17 protein-coding genes are annotated in these 17975 nt (G+C 65.1%); 11 read left to right on the forward strand and 6 right to left on the reverse strand.

The window, feature by feature from the left end; genetic code table 11:
• Positions 1-153: 153 nt before the first annotated feature.
• Positions 154-426, reverse strand: a complete 273-nt coding sequence (locus tag IQ16_RS00650; protein WP_018644380.1) for a phosphopantetheine-binding protein — start codon at positions 424-426, stop codon at positions 154-156.
• A gap of 360 nt (positions 427-786) precedes the next feature.
• On the opposite strand from IQ16_RS00650, the gene IQ16_RS00655 reads away from it, so the two are divergent.
• From IQ16_RS00655 to IQ16_RS00685, 7 genes are all read left to right on the forward strand, one after another.
• Positions 787-2004: an acyl-CoA dehydrogenase family protein gene (locus tag IQ16_RS00655; RefSeq protein WP_018644379.1), complete on the forward strand. Its 1218-nt coding sequence runs from the start codon at positions 787-789 to the stop codon at positions 2002-2004.
• A 56-nt stretch (positions 2005-2060) separates the two neighbouring features.
• The gene (locus IQ16_RS00660) at positions 2061-3041 is read left to right on the forward strand and encodes an amino acid--[acyl-carrier-protein] ligase (protein WP_018644378.1); all 981 of its coding nucleotides are present in this window, start codon (positions 2061-2063) and stop codon (positions 3039-3041) included.
• Between the two features lie 73 nt (positions 3042-3114).
• A complete protein-coding gene (locus IQ16_RS00665; protein ID WP_018644377.1) occupies positions 3115-3990 on the forward strand; it encodes an acyl-CoA N-acyltransferase in 876 nt (291 codons plus the stop codon).
• 346 nt (positions 3991-4336) lie between these two features.
• Complete coding sequence (locus IQ16_RS00670; protein WP_018644376.1) at positions 4337-7204, forward strand: PAS-domain containing protein; 2868 nt, start codon at positions 4337-4339, stop codon at positions 7202-7204.
• A 204-nt stretch (positions 7205-7408) separates the two neighbouring features.
• Positions 7409-8383: a Bug family tripartite tricarboxylate transporter substrate binding protein gene (locus IQ16_RS00675; protein ID WP_018644375.1), complete on the forward strand. Its 975-nt coding sequence runs from the start codon at positions 7409-7411 to the stop codon at positions 8381-8383.
• Positions 8384-8531: 148 nt separating this feature from the next.
• Positions 8532-9017, forward strand: a complete 486-nt coding sequence (locus tag IQ16_RS00680; RefSeq protein WP_026312200.1) for a tripartite tricarboxylate transporter TctB family protein — start codon at positions 8532-8534, stop codon at positions 9015-9017.
• 4 nt (positions 9018-9021) lie between these two features.
• Positions 9022-10530 carry a tripartite tricarboxylate transporter permease gene (locus tag IQ16_RS00685; RefSeq protein WP_018644373.1) on the forward strand — a complete coding sequence of 503 codons (1509 nt, stop codon included), beginning with the start codon at positions 9022-9024 and terminating at the stop codon, positions 10528-10530.
• Between the two features lie 151 nt (positions 10531-10681).
• On the opposite strand, the gene IQ16_RS00690 is transcribed toward IQ16_RS00685, so the two are convergent.
• On the reverse strand, positions 10682-11146 hold the full coding sequence (locus IQ16_RS00690; RefSeq protein WP_018644372.1) for a MarR family winged helix-turn-helix transcriptional regulator: 465 nt from the start codon (positions 11144-11146) through the stop codon (positions 10682-10684).
• A gap of 97 nt (positions 11147-11243) precedes the next feature.
• Here IQ16_RS00690 and IQ16_RS00695 point away from each other — a divergent pair, with 97 nt between their 5' ends.
• Entirely contained in the window at positions 11244-11612 is a 369-nt protein-coding gene (locus tag IQ16_RS00695; RefSeq protein WP_018644371.1) for an antibiotic biosynthesis monooxygenase family protein, read from the forward strand.
• Between the two features lie 253 nt (positions 11613-11865).
• On the opposite strand, the gene IQ16_RS00700 is transcribed toward IQ16_RS00695, so the two are convergent.
• Entirely contained in the window at positions 11866-13560 is a 1695-nt protein-coding gene (locus tag IQ16_RS00700) for a bifunctional diguanylate cyclase/phosphodiesterase (protein WP_026312199.1), read from the reverse strand.
• Positions 13561-13781: 221 nt separating this feature from the next.
• On the opposite strand from IQ16_RS00700, the gene IQ16_RS00705 reads away from it, so the two are divergent.
• Positions 13782-14042, forward strand: coding sequence for a hypothetical protein (locus IQ16_RS00705; protein ID WP_026312198.1), 261 nt, complete (start codon positions 13782-13784; stop codon positions 14040-14042).
• Between the two features lie 6 nt (positions 14043-14048).
• On the opposite strand, the gene IQ16_RS00710 is transcribed toward IQ16_RS00705, so the two are convergent.
• The 3 genes from IQ16_RS00710 to mtgA form a co-directional block, all read right to left on the reverse strand.
• Entirely contained in the window at positions 14049-14696 is a 648-nt protein-coding gene (locus tag IQ16_RS00710; protein ID WP_026312197.1) for a hypothetical protein, read from the reverse strand.
• 144 nt (positions 14697-14840) lie between these two features.
• On the reverse strand, positions 14841-15023 hold the full coding sequence (gene rpmF, locus IQ16_RS00715) for a 50S ribosomal protein L32 (RefSeq protein WP_007598106.1): 183 nt from the start codon (positions 15021-15023) through the stop codon (positions 14841-14843).
• 169 nt (positions 15024-15192) lie between these two features.
• Entirely contained in the window at positions 15193-15867 is a 675-nt protein-coding gene (gene mtgA / locus IQ16_RS00720; RefSeq protein WP_018644367.1) for a monofunctional biosynthetic peptidoglycan transglycosylase, read from the reverse strand.
• 161 nt (positions 15868-16028) lie between these two features.
• Between mtgA and IQ16_RS00725 the strand changes: the two genes are divergently transcribed.
• Together IQ16_RS00725 and IQ16_RS00735 are read left to right on the forward strand one after the other, a co-directional pair.
• A complete protein-coding gene (locus tag IQ16_RS00725) occupies positions 16029-16952 on the forward strand; it encodes a polyprenyl synthetase family protein (RefSeq protein WP_018644366.1) in 924 nt (307 codons plus the stop codon).
• A gap of 194 nt (positions 16953-17146) precedes the next feature.
• Positions 17147-17836: a DUF1345 domain-containing protein gene (locus IQ16_RS00735; protein ID WP_018644365.1), complete on the forward strand. Its 690-nt coding sequence runs from the start codon at positions 17147-17149 to the stop codon at positions 17834-17836.
• The last annotated feature ends 139 nt before the right edge of the window (positions 17837-17975 follow it).

Genomic DNA, 17975 nt, shown 5'->3' on the forward strand with positions numbered 1-17975 from the left:
CGTCGTCCCCGCGAACGCGGGGACCATAGCCACAGGCCGCGATTTGGCGAAGGCTAGTCGTTCGGTACTGCGACCGTCAACAATCGATAGATTTCGCGGTATGGGTCCCTGCGTTCGCAGGGACGACACCGGGGGCGGAGTTGCGTCCTTACCTTACGCCGCGGTCGCGAGCCGCAGCTGCGTTGCGACCATGCGCTCCAGCGTCTCGACCGACTGGAAATTCTCCGGTGTGATCTCGGACTGCGGGATGGTGAAGTCGAACTCGGCTTCGACGCCGAGCATGAGATTGACCATGTCCATCGAGGTCAGGCCGACGTCGACGAGCTTGGCCGACGGGGCGACGTCGGCGGACAGTGCGTTCTGCGCCAGGATGCCCTTCACCAGCTTGATGATGCGATTGCGCAATTCGGGTTCGAAGGCCTGCATCGATAAATTCCCATCTGTCTATGAAAGGTCGGGCCGGACTGCCGGGTACGATGGGCAGGGACGGCCGATCCCGCAATGGGCGTCACCATTACTTCGCGTTTCTTAGTAAACGATGACTCAGATTGTCCGAAATTCATGCCTCTTCCAGTTCACTAACGCGATCGAGGAAATCCGGGGGATGCGAAAAACCGGACCTTAACTGTCCATTCGGAATTGGAGTTCGTTTACCCTCTATTTCATCGACGAATTTGAATTAAATCCGTAGCCTCGTCTCACAAGCAAAGATGGTCGGAGGATCGCTTTACACGGCATCGCGAATGATGCCGGCGATCCTGAACGGCAAACCGGAGGCGGACGAGTATGAACGTGCGTGAAGCTGTTCTCACTGTCGACGAAACGGAAGCTAGCTTCCTCGAGCAGGGTCCCTCCCTGATCGAGCGCGCCGCCCGGACCGCCGCGGCGGCCGCGGCCGATGCAGACGGCGTCGATCGCGATGCCCGCTTCCCGCATAAAGCCTTCGACGTCGCGCGCGAGCAGAAGCTGCTCGGCGTCATGATCCCGGTCGAGTTCGGCGGCTACGGCGCCTCGATCCATGACGTCACCGACGTTTGCTACACGCTCGGGCGTTCCTGCGCCTCGACCGCAATGATCTACGCGATGCACACGACCAAGGTCGCCTGCGTCGTCAGGCACGGCCACGGCATCCCCTGGATGGAAACCATGATGCGCCGGGTCGCGCGTGACCAGTGGCTGCTCGCCTCCTCCACTACCGAAGGCCAGAACGGCGGCAACATCCGCGCCAGCGCCGCCGCCGTCGACCACGCCGGCGACACCGTCTCGCTGGTGCGCGACGCCACCGTGATCTCCTACGGGGCCGAGGCCGACGGCCTCGTCACCATCGCCCGCCGCGCCACCGAGGCCGCCGCCTCCGACCAAGTCCTGCTGGCGCTCGCCAAGGACGATTATTCGCTGAAGCAGACGCAAGGGTGGGAAACACTCGGCATGCGCGGCACCTGCTCGACCGGTTTCGAGCTGAAGGTCGATTGTCCCGCCGACCGTGTCTTCCCTGAAGCCTATGACAAGATCCACGCCCAGACCATGACGCCCTTTGCGCATCTGTGCTGGGCGTCGGCCTGGGCCGGCATTGCGGCAGCCGCGGTGACGCGCGCGCAGGCCTTCATCCGCAAGGCGGCCCGCGCGTCCGGCGGCCAGATGCCGCCGGCGGCCGCGCATTTCACCGCCGCAAAGATGTCGCTCGCAAAACTGCGCGCGCTAATTTCGGCCAACATCGACACCTTTTCCCGCGCCGAGCATGACGAACGCGCGCTCGGCTCGCTCGATTTCCAGTCCTCGATCACGCTGTTGAAGGTGCAGGCCTCCGAGCTCGCGGTCGAAACCGTGATGCATGCGATGCGCACCGCGGGCCTGTCCGGCTACCGCAACGACGGCGAGTTCACCATGGGCCGTCACCTTCGCGACGTGCTGTCGTCGCCGATCATGATCAACAACGACCGCATTCTGGCCAACGCCGCGACCTCGACGCTGATGAGCGGCGTGCCATCGAGCCTTCATGACTGACGTGCCTTCCCGACCAGATCAACAAGAACAATTTCGAGATAGCAGGACATCGACCCATGAATATTGCCGTCCTCCCCAATTCGCCTGAAACCGCGCCGCAAATCGTCGATCCGCTCGATCATCTCGCCGACAAGCTGTTCCACCGCATGGGCTCGGACGGCGTCTACGCCCGCACCGCGCTCTATGAGGGCATTGTCGAGAAGCTCGCGGCGCTGATCACTGGCCATCGCGAGGCCGGCACCGAAGCCTTGCGCTTCCCGCCGGTGATGAGCCGAGCGCAGCTGGAGAAATCCGGCTATCTCAAGAGCTTCCCGAACCTGCTCGGCTGCGTCTGCGGCCTACACGGCACCGAGCGCGAGATCAACGCGGCGGTGAGCCGGTTCGATGCCGGCGGCGACTGGACCACGTCACTGTCGCCCGCCGACCTCGTGCTGTCGCCGGCGGCCTGCTATCCCGTCTATCCGATCGCGGCGAGCCGCGGCCAGTTGCCGAAGGGCGGCCTGCGCTTCGACGTTGCCGCCGACTGCTTCCGCCGCGAGCCGTCGAAGCATCTCGACCGGCTGCAATCGTTCCGGATGCGTGAATATGTCTGCATCGGCACGCCCGACGACGTCGCCGATTTCCGCGAGCGCTGGATGGTGCGCGCGCAGAAAATCGCGACCGATCTCGGCCTGACCTTCCGCGTCGACTATGCCAGCGATCCCTTCTTCGGCCGCGTCGGTCAGATGAAGGCGGTGAGCCAGAAGCAGCAGCAGCTCAAGTTCGAGCTTCTGATCCCGCTGCGCTCGGAGGAGCAGCCGACCGCCTGCATGAGCTTCAACTATCACCGCGAGCATTTCGGCACGACCTGGGGCATCCAGGACGCCAATGGCGAGCCGGCGCACACTGGCTGCGTCGCCTTCGGCATGGACCGCCTGGCCGTCGCCATGTTCCACACCCACGGCACCGATCTCTCCGCCTGGCCCGCCAAGGTGCGGGGCATGCTGGGCCTGCAGCCGCAAGCCGCGGCAGAAGCTCATGGCGAAGGCTGGCGCTAGAGCATAATCCCGAAAAGATCATGCTGAAACGATAGACCAAACGAGGCCGACCATTTCCACGGGCAAGACGAGCGTGATCCATACCAAGGTCCGTTGCCGCGAGATCACCGAGTCCGACGTCGAGAAGATCGCGGACTTGCTGACGCGCGGCTTCGTCGGCCGCTCACGCGAATACTGGATGCAGGGCCTGCGCCGGCAAGCCTTCCGGCCCGTGCCGGAAGGCTATCCGCGCTTCGGCTACATGCTCGACAACGACGGCGAGCCCGTCGGCGTGCTGCTGCTGATCTACACGACGCGAAAGCACGGCGAAGAGACCGCCATCCAGTGCAATTTGTCGAGCTGGTATGTCGATCCGGCCTACCGCAACTACGCTCCGTTCCTGACCAAGGTCGCGCAGCGGCACAAGGACGTCACCTATCTCAACATCAGCCCGGCGCCGTGGACCTGGCCGATCATCGAGGCCCAGGGTTTTCGCAATTACTGCCGCGGCATCTTCTTCTCGGTGCCGGCGCTGGCGCGCGCCCCGCGCTGGAGCAAGATCGAGGTGATCTCCCAGCACGCCAAGGCGATCGACGGGCTTTCCCAGGACGAGACCGAGCTCCTGACACGGCATGCGCGTTACAGTTGCCTCAGCATCGTCTGCCGCACTCCGAAGGGAACGTTCCCCTTCATCCTGCAACCGGTGCGCATCCGCCGCGGCTTCATCGCGCCGCCCGCGATGAAGCTGATCTACTGCCGCAGCGCCGCCGAGTACGCCGAATGCGCCGGCCGCATCGGCCGGCTGCTGCTGCGGCTCGGCAAGATCTCGGTGGCGGTCGATGCCAACGGCCCGATTCCCGGTCTCGCCGGCATCTACACCGAACGGCGAGGCCGCAAATATTTCAAAGGCCCGCACCGGCCGCAGCTCGCCGACCTCACGGATACGGAGCTCGTGCTGTACGGGCCGTAGGCACGGTGTCGTCCCGGCGAAGGCCGGGACCCATACCGCGTGATCTATCGATAAGCGCAGGGTGCTGGTACCGCGGGAAGACCTGTTCACTGCTAGTCTTCGCCAAACTTCTCCCTGTGGTTATGGGTCCCGGCCTTCGCCGGGACGACAGCGGAATTTGTTGCGCGCTCGGCCGACTCTGGCTTGCGAGCGCCTCAGCATGCTCGCGGACCAAACAAGTTCTCTCCATCGCGAGTCACCCTCCGTAAACTACTGCGCTTAAGGGAATTTTCCCGCCTCTTCGCTACCCTCGGCAGCGGAATTACGTTGCGTTAAGTCTATTGCCCGCCGAGATCATGCCGACCCCATGACGTCGACCCGCGACAACGAGCTTGGTGCACGCCGCGAGCAGGGCCCGGAGGCCCTGGTCGCGCTGAGCCAGCTTGCGCTCGATCGCATGGAGCAAGGCGTCTGCGTTTACGATGCCGACAACAGGATCGTGCTGGTCAACCAGCGCTACCTCTCGCTCTTCGACCTGTCCGCCGAAATCGTGCGCATCGGTACGAGCTACCGCGAGGTACTCGCGCACAGTGCGAGCCGCGGCAACTTCCCGGAGATTGAGCTCGACGCGCTGTATTCGGCGCGGATCGCAGAGATCGCAGGCGGCAAGCCGTTCCGGACCGAGCAGCGGCTGGCAAGCGGCCTCGTCATGTCCCTCGAGCTGAAGCCACTTCCGGGCGGCGGCTGGATGACGATCTGCGACGACGTCAGCCGCCTTTCCCGGCTCGAGGCGGAATTGCACGTGCAGACCGAACGCAGCCAGCATGCGCTCGCCAACATGTCGCACGGCCTCATCATGTATGGCGCAGACAGCCGCGTCGTCCTGTGCAACGAGCGCTTCCTGAAGCTCTACAATCTCGACCCCGACATCGTAAAACCCGGCGTCGCACACAGCACGGCCATCGAGCACTGGCTCGCGCGCGGTAACGTGGCGGGCATGGCGGCGGAGGAATTCCACGACACCAGGCTCGAGGACGTGCGCGCCAGGAAGGCGAAGACCCTGCTGGTGATGCGCTACGACGGGCGGATGGTGCAGGCGGTCTCCCGCTTCCTTCCCGACGGCGGCTGGGTGACGGTGCACGAAGACGTCACCGAACGGCTGCAATACGAGGAGACGCTGCGGCGGCAGAACTTCATTCTCGACGCGGCGCTGGAGAACATGGCGCACGGACTCGCCTTCTACGACAGCGACATGCGCCTGCGCGTCTGCAACACCACCTACCGCAAGATCTACCTGCTCTCGCCGGAGGAGACGAGGCCCGGCACGCATCTCGGCGAGCTGATCGAGCGATCGATGGCGAACGGCGCGTTCGCCTCGGAATACACCCCTCAACAGATCCTGGAAGCCGCCCGCGCGCGGATCGCGAACCGCGATTCCTCGCCGACGCGCCGGCGCATGTCGAACGATACCGTGATCTCGGTCCGCTATTGCGCGCTGGCCGAAGGCGGCTTCGTCGCCACCTATGAAGACATCACCGAGCGCGAGCACGCGGTCGAGGAGCTGAGCGAGCAGTATCGGCGCTTTGATGCGGCCCTGAACAACATGAGCCAGGGCCTGTGCATGCTCGATTCGAGCCTGCGCGTGATCGTCTGCAACCGACGCTATATCGAGATGTACGGTCTCGCGCCCGACATGGTGAAGCCGGGCGTCTCGATGCGCGAGATCATGGAGCACAGTTGCGCGCTCGGCATTCATCCGAACATGTCCGGCGCCAAGCTCTATGCCGATTATGTCGAGCGGCTGCGCGAGGGCGAGCACACGCTGCACCGCCATTTGAGCGACGGCCGCATCATCAAGCTCAATCACAAGCGGATGGAGCACGGCGGTTGGGTGGTCACCTATGAGGACGTCACCGAGCGCCACAAGGCCCAGGCCCGCGTGGCGCATATGGCGCGGCACGACTCCCTGACTGACTTGCCAAACCGCACCCTGTTCCGCGAGAAGATGGGCGAGGGCTTGAACCACGTCGCGATTGCCGGCGGTGCAATGGCGGTGCTGTGCTTCGATCTCGATAATTTCAAGACCGTCAACGACCGTCTCGGCCATGCCGCCGGCGACCGGTTGTTGCGCTGGGTCGCGGCCCGCCTGAAGGAGAATGTCGGCGAGCACGACACGGTCGCGCGGCTCGGCGGCGACGAGTTCGCCGTGCTCCAGCGCGGCCCGCAGCCACAATCGGCCGAACAGCTCGCCCGACGCCTGGTAGAGATCATCGGCCACCCGCCGCAACTGGAAAGCCAGGCGATCCATGTCGGCGTCTCCGTCGGCATCGCGATCGCGCCCGATCACGGCTTGGACGCCGACGAGCTGATGAAATGCGCCGACCTCGCGCTGTACCAGGCCAAGGCCAAGGGGCGCGGCGCCTACCAGCTGTTCGAGCCCGAGATGGAGGAAGAGGCGCGCCGCCGGCACGCGCTGGAGCACGATCTGCGCGGCGCGCTGGAGTCCAACCAGTTCCATCTGGTGTTCCAGCCGCAGATGCGGCTGGATTCGACCGAGCTCACCGGCTTCGAGGCGCTGCTGCGCTGGAAACATCCCTCGCGCGGCCTGGTCTCGCCCGCCGAGTTCATCCCGATCGCTGAGGAGAACGGGCTGATCGTTCCGATCGGCGAATGGGTGCTGCGCACGGCCTGTGCCACTGCAGCGTCCTGGCCCGATGTCACCGTCGCGGTGAACCTGTCACCGGTGCAATTCCGCTCGCGCGGACTGGCGACGATGGTCACGAGTGCGCTCGCGGAAGCCGGCCTGCCGCCGCAGCGGCTCGAGCTCGAGGTCACCGAGACGGCGCTGCTCGACGACAGCGAGGCAACGATCGAGATCCTGCACCAACTCCGCGCACTCGGCGTGCGCGTCAGCCTCGACGATTTCGGCGTCGGCTATTCCTCGCTCAGCTATTTGCGCAAGTTTCCGTTCGATCGCATCAAGATCGACCGCTCCTTCGTCGGCACGCTCGGTGAAAGCCCGGAGAGCGTTGCCATCGTCCGCACCATCGCCAGCCTCGGCTCCGTTCTCGGCGTCGAGACCACGGCAGAGGGTGTGGAGACCGCGGAGCAACTCGACTTCGTGCGCGAATGCGGCTGCACCGCGGTGCAGGGCTATTATTTCGGCAAGCCGTGCCCGGCGGCCGAGGTCGGCCGCACCATCGAGACGCTGAACGCGGTCCGGCGCGTGGCGTAAGGGCTTCAGGCCCCCTCAAATTCCGCGTCTCGGCACACTTCCAAACGACCAATTGTCGCACGTCTCGTTTTGCGCGGGGGCACTGCCACGCCCATGCGGGCGATCCGCTCAATGCGCTTTTCTTCTCCCATGATTTCGGGGACAATCCCGTCATAACAATGAGAAACGGCGGTCCACCGAGACCGCTGCGAGGGAGGTGTTTCGATGTCGCGATACGGGCTGAAGACGATTGCCTTTGCCGCCATGCATGTTGTGGGCGCATTGCTCGCGACCGCTGCCAGTGCGCAGGACTATCCCACCAAGCCGGTCACGCTGATCGTGCCGTGGCCGGCCGGCGGCTCGACCGACATCTCGATGCGCGCCATCGCCGACAGCGCCTCGAAGGTGCTGGGGCAGCCGATCGTGATCGACAACAAGGCCGGCGGCGGCGGCACGGTGGGCCCGGCGACCATGGCCGCGGCTGCGAAGCCGGACGGCTATACCATCTCGCAGATTCCGATCACCGTGTTCCGCCTGCCCCTGATGCAGGAGGTGTCATGGGATCCGGCGAAGGACTTCACCTATATCATCCACCTCACCGGCTACACGTTCGGCGTGACCACCAGCGCGGAATCGCAGTTCAAGTCCTGGAAGGACGTGGTCGACTTCGCCAAGGCCAACCCGGGCAAGGTGACTTATGCGACGCCGGGCACCGGAACCTCGCTGCATATCGGCATGGAGCAGATCGCGGCGATGTCCGGCATCAAGCTCACGCAGGTGCCGTTCAAGGGCGGCGCCGAGACCAACGCGGCCGTGCTGGGACAGCACACGATGCTCCAGGCGGATTCGACGGGCTGGCGGCCGCTGGTCGACGCCGGCAAGCTGAAGCTGCTGATGGTGTGGACCGGCGCGCGGTCGCCGAACTATCCTGATGTGCCGACGCTGAAGGAGCTCGGCTATCCCATGGTCTATGACTCCCCGTTCGGCATCGCGGGGCCGAAGGGCATGGATCCAGAGATCGTCGCCAAGCTGCACGACGCCTTCAAGAAGGCGGTCGAGGATCCCGCGGTGATCGCCACGCTCGCCAAATATGACATGGTGCCGAACTACAAGAACACCGAGGACTACAAGAAGTTCGTCGTCGAGGTCACGGAGTCCGAGCGCAAGGTGATCGACACGCTTGGGCTCGCGAAGAAGTAACATCGCGCTGCCACGCACGCTGGCGTCATCCTGAGGTGCGAGCCGCACTTGCGGCTCGCCTCGAAGGATGGATCGGGGCACCGTCGCCCTTCGAGGGCTTCGCTGCGCTCCGCCACCTCAGGGTGACGGTGATCTAAAGGTTCTTCATATGAACGACCCAACCAACGTCAAACTCCGTCTCTCCAACTCCGAGCTCTGGGGCGGGCTGATCGGGCTCGGACTCGGCGGCTTCGTGATCTGGTCGGGGCTGAAGCTCAAGCTCGGCACCATCAACGATCCCGGCTCCGGCTATGTGCTGTTCTACACGGGCATCCTGATGTGCGTGTTCGCGGGCTCCATCATCGTCTCGGCGATCACCGAGGGCGGGCCGACGCTGGCCTCGCGCTGGGAGAACGTGCGCTGGAGCAAGCCGCTGCTCGTCATCGTCTGCCTCATCGCATTCTCCTTCGCGCTCGAGCCGCTGGGATTTTTGCTGTCGTCGATCCCGCTGATGCTGCTGTTGCTGCGGCTGATCGACCCGGTGCGCTGGACGCTGGCGATCCCGATCGCCGTGCTGGCGCCATCAGGGATGTGGTGGGTGCTCAAGCGCCTGCTGTTGATCCAGCTGCCCTCTGGCCTGTTCGGGATCGGTTGACCGCATGGACACGCTCGCCAATGTCGCGCATGGGTTCGGTGTCGCGCTGACCGGGATCAACCTGCTCTATTGCTTCATCGGCGTCTTCATCGGCACGCTGGTCGGGGTGCTGCCGGGGATCGGGCCGATCTCGGCGATGTCGCTGCTGCTGCCCGTGACGCTGTCGGGCACGCCGGAATCCGGCATCATCATGATGGCCGGCATCTATTACGGCTCGATGTATGGCGGCTCGACCACCTCGATCCTGGTCAACATCCCCGGCGAGGCCGCCTCCGTCGTCACCTGCATCGACGGCCACCAGATGGCGAAGCAGGGCCGCGCCGGTCCTGCGCTCGGCATCTCCGCCTTCGGCTCCTTCATCGCCGGCACGTTCGCGCTGGTCGCCCTGATGCTGGTGGCCCCAAAACTTGCCAGCATCGCCATCGCGTTCGGCCCGGCCGAGTATTTCAGCCTGATGGTGCTCGGCCTCGTCGTGCTCACCTTCCTCACCCAGGGCTCGATGCCGAAGGCGCTGCTGATGGCCTGCATCGGCGTCGTGCTCGGCCTGATCGGGCTCGACAGCATCACGGCGCAGCCGCGCCTGACCTTCGGCCGCATGGAGCTGATCGACGGCATCGGCCTCGTGCCCGTGGTCATGGGCCTGTTCGGCGTCGCCGAGGTGCTGCTCAACACCGAGCAGGCGATCAAGCGCGACATCATCAACGCCAAGATCACCCAGCTCCTGCCCAACAAGGAGGACTGGCAGGCGAGCGCGGGCCCCGTGGCACGCGGCACGCTGCTCGGCTTCCTGCTCGGCATCCTGCCCGGCGGCGGCGCGGTGGTGGCCTCGTTTGCGTCCTATGCACTGGAGAAGCGGCTGTCGAAATCACCGGAGCGGTTCGGCCATGGCGCAATCGAGGGCGTTGCGGGACCGGAGTCTGCGAACAACGCGGCGGCCGGCGGTGCGTTCATTCCGCTGATGACCTTGGGCATTCCGCCGAACGTGGTGATGGCGCTGCTGCTCGGGGCCTTCGTCATCCACGGCCTGCAACCGGGCCCGCTGCTGATCACGCAAAACCCCGGCCTGTTCTGGGGCATCGTCGCCAGCATGTATATCGGCAACGTCATGCTGCTGATCCTCAACCTGCCGATGATCGGCATGTGGGTGCAGCTCCTGAAGCTGCCCTACAACATCCTGTTCCCCCTGATCATCCTGTTCACGATCCTCGGCGTCTACTGCTCGAGCAACAACGTGTTCGACGTCTATGTGATGATCGCGTTCGGCATCATCGGCTACTTCATGCGCAAGCTCGGCTACGAGCCGGCGCCGCTGGTGCTGGCCTTCGTGCTCGGGCCGATGCTGGAGAACAATCTGCGCAAGTCGCTGATCCTGTCGCAGGGCGATCTCTGGACCTTTGTGCAGCGGCCGATCTCGGCGGCGTGCCTGACGCTGGCGCTGGTGCTGCTGATCGCGCCGCTGCTGCCCGCGCTGCGCAAGAAGCGCGAGCTGGTGGCGCTGGATGAGGGGGCGTGAGGCGCCGCGCCCCTCGTCGCTCCGCTCAAACTTCGTAGGGTGGGCAAAGGCGCGCATGCGCCGTGCCCACGATCTGCCAGAGTTGGAGAGAGGTGGTGGGCACGCTTCGCTTTGCCCACCCTACGGCATCTACGCAAGAGGCAAGATGCAATCACCCCTCGCCGCTTCCTTCCAGCCGATCGCGCAGAGCGCCAATCACGCGATGAGCCGTCTCGATCTCCTTCACTGACAGACCTTCCGCCAGGCCGTTGACCCAAGGGGCCTGCAAGCGGCCGGCGGCGTCAAAGACCTGCCTGCCCTTGTCGGTGAGCACCACGAGCTGGGCCCGGCGGTGATGCGGATTGGTCTCAAAGGCAACGAGGCCATCGCGCTCGAGATCGTTGACGATCCGCTGCACGTTCTGGCGGTTGGCGCCGAGATTGCGCGCCAGCCAGGCCACGGGCTCCGGACGCTCGGCATCGACGATCGCCCCCAAAATCTGCCAGCGCGCGCTGGTGAGGCCGAGCGAGGCGACCAACCGGTCACCGGCGGTCAGGAGCAGGCCGTTGGCCCGGAACAGCTCGAGAATGAAGCCGGTCAGGGCCTCGCCCGCCGGGGTCCGCTTGGTCCTCGTCATTTGCAATGATCATCCTATCTTGACATCATCATGTCAAATATCTATGTCACATACTGTCGAATTGACATGATGATACCAACTTAACCGGAGTGATGCCATGCCCCATATGCGTCCGCTCGACCCGACTTTCCCGATCGACCGCCAGATCGCGCTCGAGGCCGGCCCCGTGGTGCTGGTCAACCTGTTCACGCTCGATGCCGCGGATGAACCGACCTTCCTGGCGAGCTGGCAGGACGATGCCGCTTTCATGAAGCGGCAGCCGGGTTTCATCTCGACCCAGCTCCACCGCGCGCTCGGCGACAATCCGACCTATCTCAACTACGCGGTCTGGGAGTCCAATGCGCATTTCCGCGCGGCATTCACCCATCCGGAGTTCCGCGCGAAGATCGCGGACTACCCGGCGTCGGCCGTCGCAAGTCCGCATCTGTTTCAGAAGGTCGCAGTCCCGGGGATTTGTGTGGCGTAGCTGCGCTCGCAATGACGGGAAGAGAGTTGCCCCACGCACACTATCGTAGGGTGGGCAAAGGCGCACTTGCGCCGTGCCCACCATCTCGCCACGACTACAACAGAAGTCGTGGGCACGCTTCGCTTTGCCCACCCTACGAGATCTACGTGGCTTGGCGTCGGGTGGATTAGCCGAAGGCGTCATCCACCTCTTCTGTTTCTGCGGATATGAACAGTGGTGGGTTACGCCTTCGGCTAACCCACCCTACGGCATCTCAGCTTGCCGCAGGCAGCGCATTCTCCGTCGCCACACTCCACGGGCGCTCGGCTGAGGCGAGGCCGATCAGGCGGCCCTGAATGTAGTCGCAGCCCCAGTCGCGCAGCATGTTGGCCGCCTCCTCGTCCTGCACCCATTCGGCGACGGTCTTGATGTCGAGGCGGCGGGCGAGGTCGATCAGGGTCTGCACGAAGGCGCGGTCGTCGGCGGAGTGCGTGATGTTCTGCACGAAGGCGCCGTCGATCTTGACGATGTCGACGCCGAGCTTGCGCAGGTTTCGGAACGAGGTGTAGCCGGCGCCGAAATCGTCGATGGCGATGCGGCTGCCGAAATTCTTCAGCCGCGTGACGAAGCCGCGGACGTCGTCGATGTCCTGGATCGCGACCGTCTCGGTGATCTCGACGATCAACCGCTCGGCGACGCCGGGATGGGCCAGCATCAGCGACTCGATTCCCGCCCACCAGTCCGGATCCATGGTGGTGTCGGGCGAGATATTGAGGCTGAGACTGACATCGGGCGCAGCCGCGAGCTCGGCGACCACGAGCTCGAGCACGCGGTGATCGACCAGGCGGATGAGACCGAGCCGCTCGGCGACCGGCACGATGTCGGGCGCGAGCAGGACCTGGCCGTCGCCCTGGTCCATCCGCACCAGGCATTCGTGGAATGCGCGCTGGCGCGAGACGGCTGCGACCACCGGCTCATAGGCGAGCTTGATGCGGCGCTCGTTCAGCGCCGTGACGATCTCGTCGGTGACACGGATGTTGACGCGGCGCTGCGCATCGCGCGTGGCATCCGGACGCCACGCCGCAAACGAGCCGGCCCGCCGGCGCTTGGCGGCGTCGAGCGTCTCATGGGCGCGGTTCACAGCCTCGTCGGTGTTGCGGGCATAGCGCGGCAGGCTGACCGCGCCGATCGAGGCGGTGACCGAGACCGGACCGGATTTCGTCGGCACCACCTCGTCGCGGATGCCAGCGAGGAAACGCTCGGCGGCGACGTTCATATCGTCGATGGTGCAGTTCTTCAGGATCAGGCCGAACTTGTTGCCGGAGAAGCGCCCGAGCACGTCGCCGCCGCGCAGGCGCGCGCGGATGCGCTTGGCGATGTCGAGGATCACGGCATCGGCGACGTCGAAGCCGAACGCATCGTTGACGCGGGCGAGGTGATCGATGCCGACCAGCATGAAGGCAGCGGTCGAGCGGAAGCGGGTCGTCTCCTCGATCGCCTCGGCCAGCGCCGCGATCAGATGGGCGCGGTTGAGTTCGCCGGTCAGTGGATCGAGCCGGGCCAGCTTGGACAATTCCTCGTCGCGGGCGTGGCGCTCATTGTTGATGCGAACCGAGCCGATCGCGCGCGTGGGCCGGCTATCGGGGCCGGCGAACCAGCGGCCGGTCTCCTCGATCCAGACCACGGGATCGGAGGCGCTCATGCGCACGCCATACTCGACGCGGTAGGGCGTGCCGTCGGCACCGTGCACGGGGGAGGTCTGCGCCAGCGCGGCGGTCCGCAGCGACTGCGCCGGCTCGATCAGCTTGGCGAATTCGGCGCCGGTCGCGAGCCGCTCGGCGGGGATGCCGGGGAAGACGGCACCGACCTGCTCGCCCCAGACAATGGCGTCGCTGGCGATGTCCCAGGCGAACACGGCCTGGCCGAGGGCGGCCAGGATGTCGGAGGCTTGCGGCAATGCGGGGGTCAAAATCGCCTCATTTCGGGACAGCGGGGAGTCCTGAGCCGGCACAGGATAGAGCCAGATTCGGCTTCGACCCTAGGCAAAGTTGATAAACAATTTGGAAACCACGTTGTGAAGCGAAGGGGGAACTAAACCGGCCCGTCCGGCATAGGCCTTGCGAGTACTGACACGCACCGGCGCGCGCGTCCCGAAACGCGACAATGTCCGCCGGATCAACGGTGATCGCGATGTTGAGTACTGATCGATCGGATGAGGCGGCAGGCAGCATGGGCACGGCCCTGGTGCCGCTGATCCCGACTGTGCAATGGCTCCACAAGGTGCCGCTGCCCCGCCCCGATTCAAGCTTCGTCACCCAGCTGATCGCCAATGCTGAGCACCTGCCCCAGACCAGCCGGCTCCGCCGCGCCTCGTCCGAGGACGCGCGGATGGCCTATGGCACCAAGCGCCCGCTCGGAAGCGTCACCGCGCGCACGCGGCAGGTGGCTTGAGGCTGATCAGCGCGGCGTATCGGGCGAGGACGGCGTGCCGTTGCCCGGCTGCAGATGCGGCGAGGGGATTTCCGGCGAGGGTGGGATCACCGGCTTCGGCGCGGGATGATCCATCAGCACGGATTCGGCGACCGACTGCGCGGAGGGCGCGGGTGGGACCACCGGCGCTGGCTGCTGCGCCGGCACCGGCTCGAACTTGGGCTCGGCGGCGGCTTCATCGGCCGGCGGTTCGGCCCGACGCTTGGCCTTGCGCGGCGCGGGCACCGTCGTCTCGGCGACATAGGTGACGCGGCGGCGCGTGCGCTGGGCGATGCCGCCGAGGAAATCGGCCATCGCGAGCAGCACCAGCAGGAAAAAGGTGGAGTTGCCGAATTTGGGCCACATCACGAATTCGGCGGCGGCCGCGCCGAATATGATCAGCGACAGCAGATGATCCATCAGGAATTTCGAGCCGGGCCGCGCGCCCTTGACCACCTCGAGCAGCAACAGCACCACGCCGAGCGCGAGCAGGAGATCGGCGAGCGTGACCGGCCAGGTCTCGCCGGTGATCATCGGCACCTTGAACAGCACGTCCGAAAAGGACACGCTGGGCATCAGGAAGGCGATGATGTTGTAGACCGCGAGCGGAATCAGAAGCAGCGGGAAACCGACCATCGGCGAGATGCCTTCTCGATCAAGATATCCAGACAGGACAATGCGGCGGCGAAGCATTGGCTCCGCCGCCGTCACTGCCATATCTCATGGGTTGGCCGACATCAGGCAGGCTTAATCATCCTGCCCAAAGATAAGGTCCTGAACTCAGGACTCTTTCTTCTTCAGGACCTGACGGCCCTTGTACATGCCGGTCTTGAGGTCGAGATGGTGCGGACGACGGAGCTCGCCGGAGTCCTTGTCTTCCACATAGGTCGGCTTCTTGATGGCGTCTGCCGAGCGGCGCATGCCACGGCGCGACGGCGAGGTTTTTCTTCTCGGAACGGCCATTTCAATATCCTCTAGGGATTGGTGTTATCGGGGCATCGTCCGGGAGGGGACGGCTCAGCACCCGCAATACGAGGCGAGCTGAATGCCGATCAAGGCCGGGCTTATAGAGGAAGGCTGGCCGTAAAGCTAGGCTTTTGGACCGGAAAATACGTCCGAAAAGGGCCCGGAATCAGCGATTTTCCCGCCAGCAGGTCACAAGTGAGCTCGCCTGGGCCCGCGCCATATAGGTGGCCGCCAGCCGCCGGACGCCCGGTCCCGGGGTCCGGGCGCTGCGTTTGACCGGATTTGGCAGGATCGAGGTCAGAAGCGCGGCCTCCCGGGGCGAGAGGTTTTCGGCCGATTTGCCGAAGGCATAGGCACTGGCCGCCTCCACCCCAAACTGGCCCTGGGGGCCAAGCTCGGCGATGTTGAGGTAAATTTCTAGAATCCGGGCCTTGGGTAGCACCAGGTCGATCCACAACGCCAGCGGGAATTCCAGCGCCTTGCGGATGAAATCGCGCCCCTGCCAGAGAAACAGGTTTTTTGCGACCTGCTGGGTGATGGTGGAGGCGCCCCGGAATGGGGTGCCGTCCTCCTTCGCATCGTCGATCGCCTCGCGCAGCGCGCCCCAGTCGATGCCATGATGCTTGCAGAAATGAGCATCCTCGGCTGCCACCACCGCGCGCGGCAGATAGGGCGACATGTCAGCCAGATCGATCCACTCCCGCTGCATCGGCGCGCCGCGTAAGCTGCGCCAGGCCATCAGCGTCGAAACGGGGTGGCCGGCGCGGTAGAACGGCGCGATCACATAGGGCGCGAGGACCACGACCGCGAGCACCACCAGCAGGATCTTGACGATGCGCAAATCGACCTTTCCGGCGCAAACTGAACCGCGGCCACGGGCTGGACCATTAAGTCTGTGATAATTCGGGCCTTTTCCAGCACTTTTTAGGCCTTCCAAACGATTGACTGGGGCGGGCGCATAAAGGATTGTCCCGCCGAATTTTAGTTCTGGAGCCTTTCTTGATGACCGGCACGTCCCCGTCCGATTTCGCCAAACGTCTGGACAAGACCGCTGATGACACCGAAGCCCTGCTCGGGCGCCTGCTGTCGGACGACATCCTGCACGATGAGATCGCCCGGCCCAAGCGACTGATGGACGCAATGCGCTATTCGAGCCTGAACGGCGGCAAGCGCCTGCGGCCGTTCCTGGTGGTCGAGAGCGCCGCGGTGTTCGGCGTGCCGCGCGATGCGGCCCTGCTCGTCGGCGCCGCGCTCGAATGCATCCACTGCTACTCGCTGATCCATGACGATCTGCCGGCGATGGACAATTCCGACCTGCGCCGCGGCCGCCCCACCCTGCACAAGCAGACCGACGACGCCACTGCGATCCTCGCCGGCGACGGCCTCTTGACGCTCGCCTTCGACATCGTCACCCGCGACGAGATCCATCGCGACGCCAATGTGCGGCTCTTGCTGACGCGCGCGCTGGCGCGCTGCGCCGGCATCGGCGGCATGGTCGGCGGCCAGATCCTCGACCTCGCCGGCGAAGGCCGATTCGGCGGCAACGAACCGATCGATGTCGCCCGCATTCAGCAGATGAAGACCGGTGCGCTCTTGCGCTACGGCTGCATCGCCGGCGCGATCCTCGGCCAGGCCTCGCAGAAGGAATATCAGGCGCTCGACGATTACGGCCGTGCGCTCGGCGAAGCCTTCCAGATCGCAGACGATCTGCTCGACGTCGAAGGCGATGTGGCCGCGCTCGGCAAGCCGGCCGGCGCCGATGCCGCGCTCGGCAAGACCACCTTCGTGACCCAGCTCGGCATCGCAGGCGCCAAGCAGCGCGTGCGCGACCTGCTCGCGCGCGCCGACAGCGCCGTCTCGATCTTCGGCGACCGCGCCGCCGTGCTGCAGGCCGCCGCGCACTTCGTCGCCGAGCGGAAGAGCTAGCAACTCCGGGCGGCCGTTCTTAAGAACGCCGAGGCGAAGCGCCGGCTATGGCGAAGCGCCGGGTGAGGGTTCCCTCCTCTTGGGGGTTCTCGAATGTGGAGACACCCTCTCCCCACCCCTCCCCCGCAAGCGGGGGAGGGAGCGCACCTGCGATGCGGCGACAACGAGAGTTGAGCGAGGGAGCCGTCACCGTTATGGCCACCGACAAGGAAGACCCCGTCCTCGTCCGCTTCCGCAAGATGTCGCGGCCGGTGCGGCTGATCTATGCACGGCCGCGGACCTTCATCGCGCTCGCGGCCGGCATCCTGGTCAGCTTGCTGCTGCCGGGCTCGCACCGGCTGGTGACGCGGCTCCTGTTCGGCTGGGACGCGCTGATCGCCGTCTATCTCGTGCTGGTCTATGCGATGATGCTGTGCAACGACCACCAGCACATCCGCCGCGCCGCCGCGATGCAGGATGACGGCCGCTTCGTCATCCTGCTGGTGACGGCAATCGGCGCCTTCGCCAGCATCGCGGCGATCGTTTCCGAGCTCGGCACGCCGCATCGCGGGGCGCTGGAGCTGACTATCGCGATCACCACGATCGCGCTATCATGGGCCGCCGTGCACACCACCTTCGCGCTGCACTACGCCCATGATTACTACAGGAACGCCAAGCCGGGCGGCCTGCAGTTTCCGAGCGGCGACAAGGAAGACCACGCCGACTATTGGGACTTCGTCTACTTCTCGTTCGTGATCGGCATGACCGCGCAGGTCTCCGACGTCGGCATCACCGACAAGACCATCCGCCGCACCGCCACCGCCCACGGCATCGTGTCCTTCATCTACAACACGGCCTTGCTGGCGCTGACGGTGAACATCGCGGCGAGCGCGATTTCAAACTGATCTGCCTCTCCGGGGTCGTCCTGGCGAAAGCCAGGACCCATTACCCCAGGGAGTAGTCGTAACGCCCGATCGCCAACCACGAGTCTTCGCAAAACGAATGCCGGTGGTTATGGGTCCTGGCTTTCGCCAGGACGACGAT

This window comes from Bradyrhizobium huanghuaihaiense, assembly GCF_007830635.1.
Lineage (GTDB): Bacteria > Pseudomonadota > Alphaproteobacteria > Rhizobiales > Xanthobacteraceae > Bradyrhizobium > Bradyrhizobium huanghuaihaiense.

Excerpts from the sequence above, each read along its gene's own strand:
- IQ16_RS00650 (WP_018644380.1), bottom strand. The coding sequence starts at position 426 with ATGCAGGCCTTCGAACCCGAATTGCGCAATCGCATCATCAAGCTGGTG.
- IQ16_RS00655 (WP_018644379.1), top strand. The coding sequence starts at position 787 with ATGAACGTGCGTGAAGCTGTTCTCACTGTCGACGAAACGGAAGCTAGC.
- IQ16_RS00660 (WP_018644378.1), top strand. The coding sequence starts at position 2,061 with ATGAATATTGCCGTCCTCCCCAATTCGCCTGAAACCGCGCCGCAAATC.
- IQ16_RS00670 (WP_018644376.1), top strand. The coding sequence starts at position 4,337 with ATGACGTCGACCCGCGACAACGAGCTTGGTGCACGCCGCGAGCAGGGC.
- IQ16_RS00675 (WP_018644375.1), top strand. The coding sequence starts at position 7,409 with ATGTCGCGATACGGGCTGAAGACGATTGCCTTTGCCGCCATGCATGTT.
- IQ16_RS00680 (WP_026312200.1), top strand. The coding sequence starts at position 8,532 with ATGAACGACCCAACCAACGTCAAACTCCGTCTCTCCAACTCCGAGCTC.
- IQ16_RS00685 (WP_018644373.1), top strand. The coding sequence starts at position 9,022 with ATGGACACGCTCGCCAATGTCGCGCATGGGTTCGGTGTCGCGCTGACC.
- IQ16_RS00690 (WP_018644372.1), bottom strand. The coding sequence starts at position 11,146 with ATGACGAGGACCAAGCGGACCCCGGCGGGCGAGGCCCTGACCGGCTTC.
- IQ16_RS00695 (WP_018644371.1), top strand. The coding sequence starts at position 11,244 with ATGCCCCATATGCGTCCGCTCGACCCGACTTTCCCGATCGACCGCCAG.
- IQ16_RS00705 (WP_026312198.1), top strand. The coding sequence starts at position 13,782 with ATGTTGAGTACTGATCGATCGGATGAGGCGGCAGGCAGCATGGGCACG.
- IQ16_RS00710 (WP_026312197.1), bottom strand. The coding sequence starts at position 14,696 with ATGGTCGGTTTCCCGCTGCTTCTGATTCCGCTCGCGGTCTACAACATC.
- rpmF (WP_007598106.1), bottom strand. The coding sequence starts at position 15,023 with ATGGCCGTTCCGAGAAGAAAAACCTCGCCGTCGCGCCGTGGCATGCGC.
- IQ16_RS00725 (WP_018644366.1), top strand. The coding sequence starts at position 16,029 with ATGACCGGCACGTCCCCGTCCGATTTCGCCAAACGTCTGGACAAGACC.
- IQ16_RS00735 (WP_018644365.1), top strand. The coding sequence starts at position 17,147 with ATGGCCACCGACAAGGAAGACCCCGTCCTCGTCCGCTTCCGCAAGATG.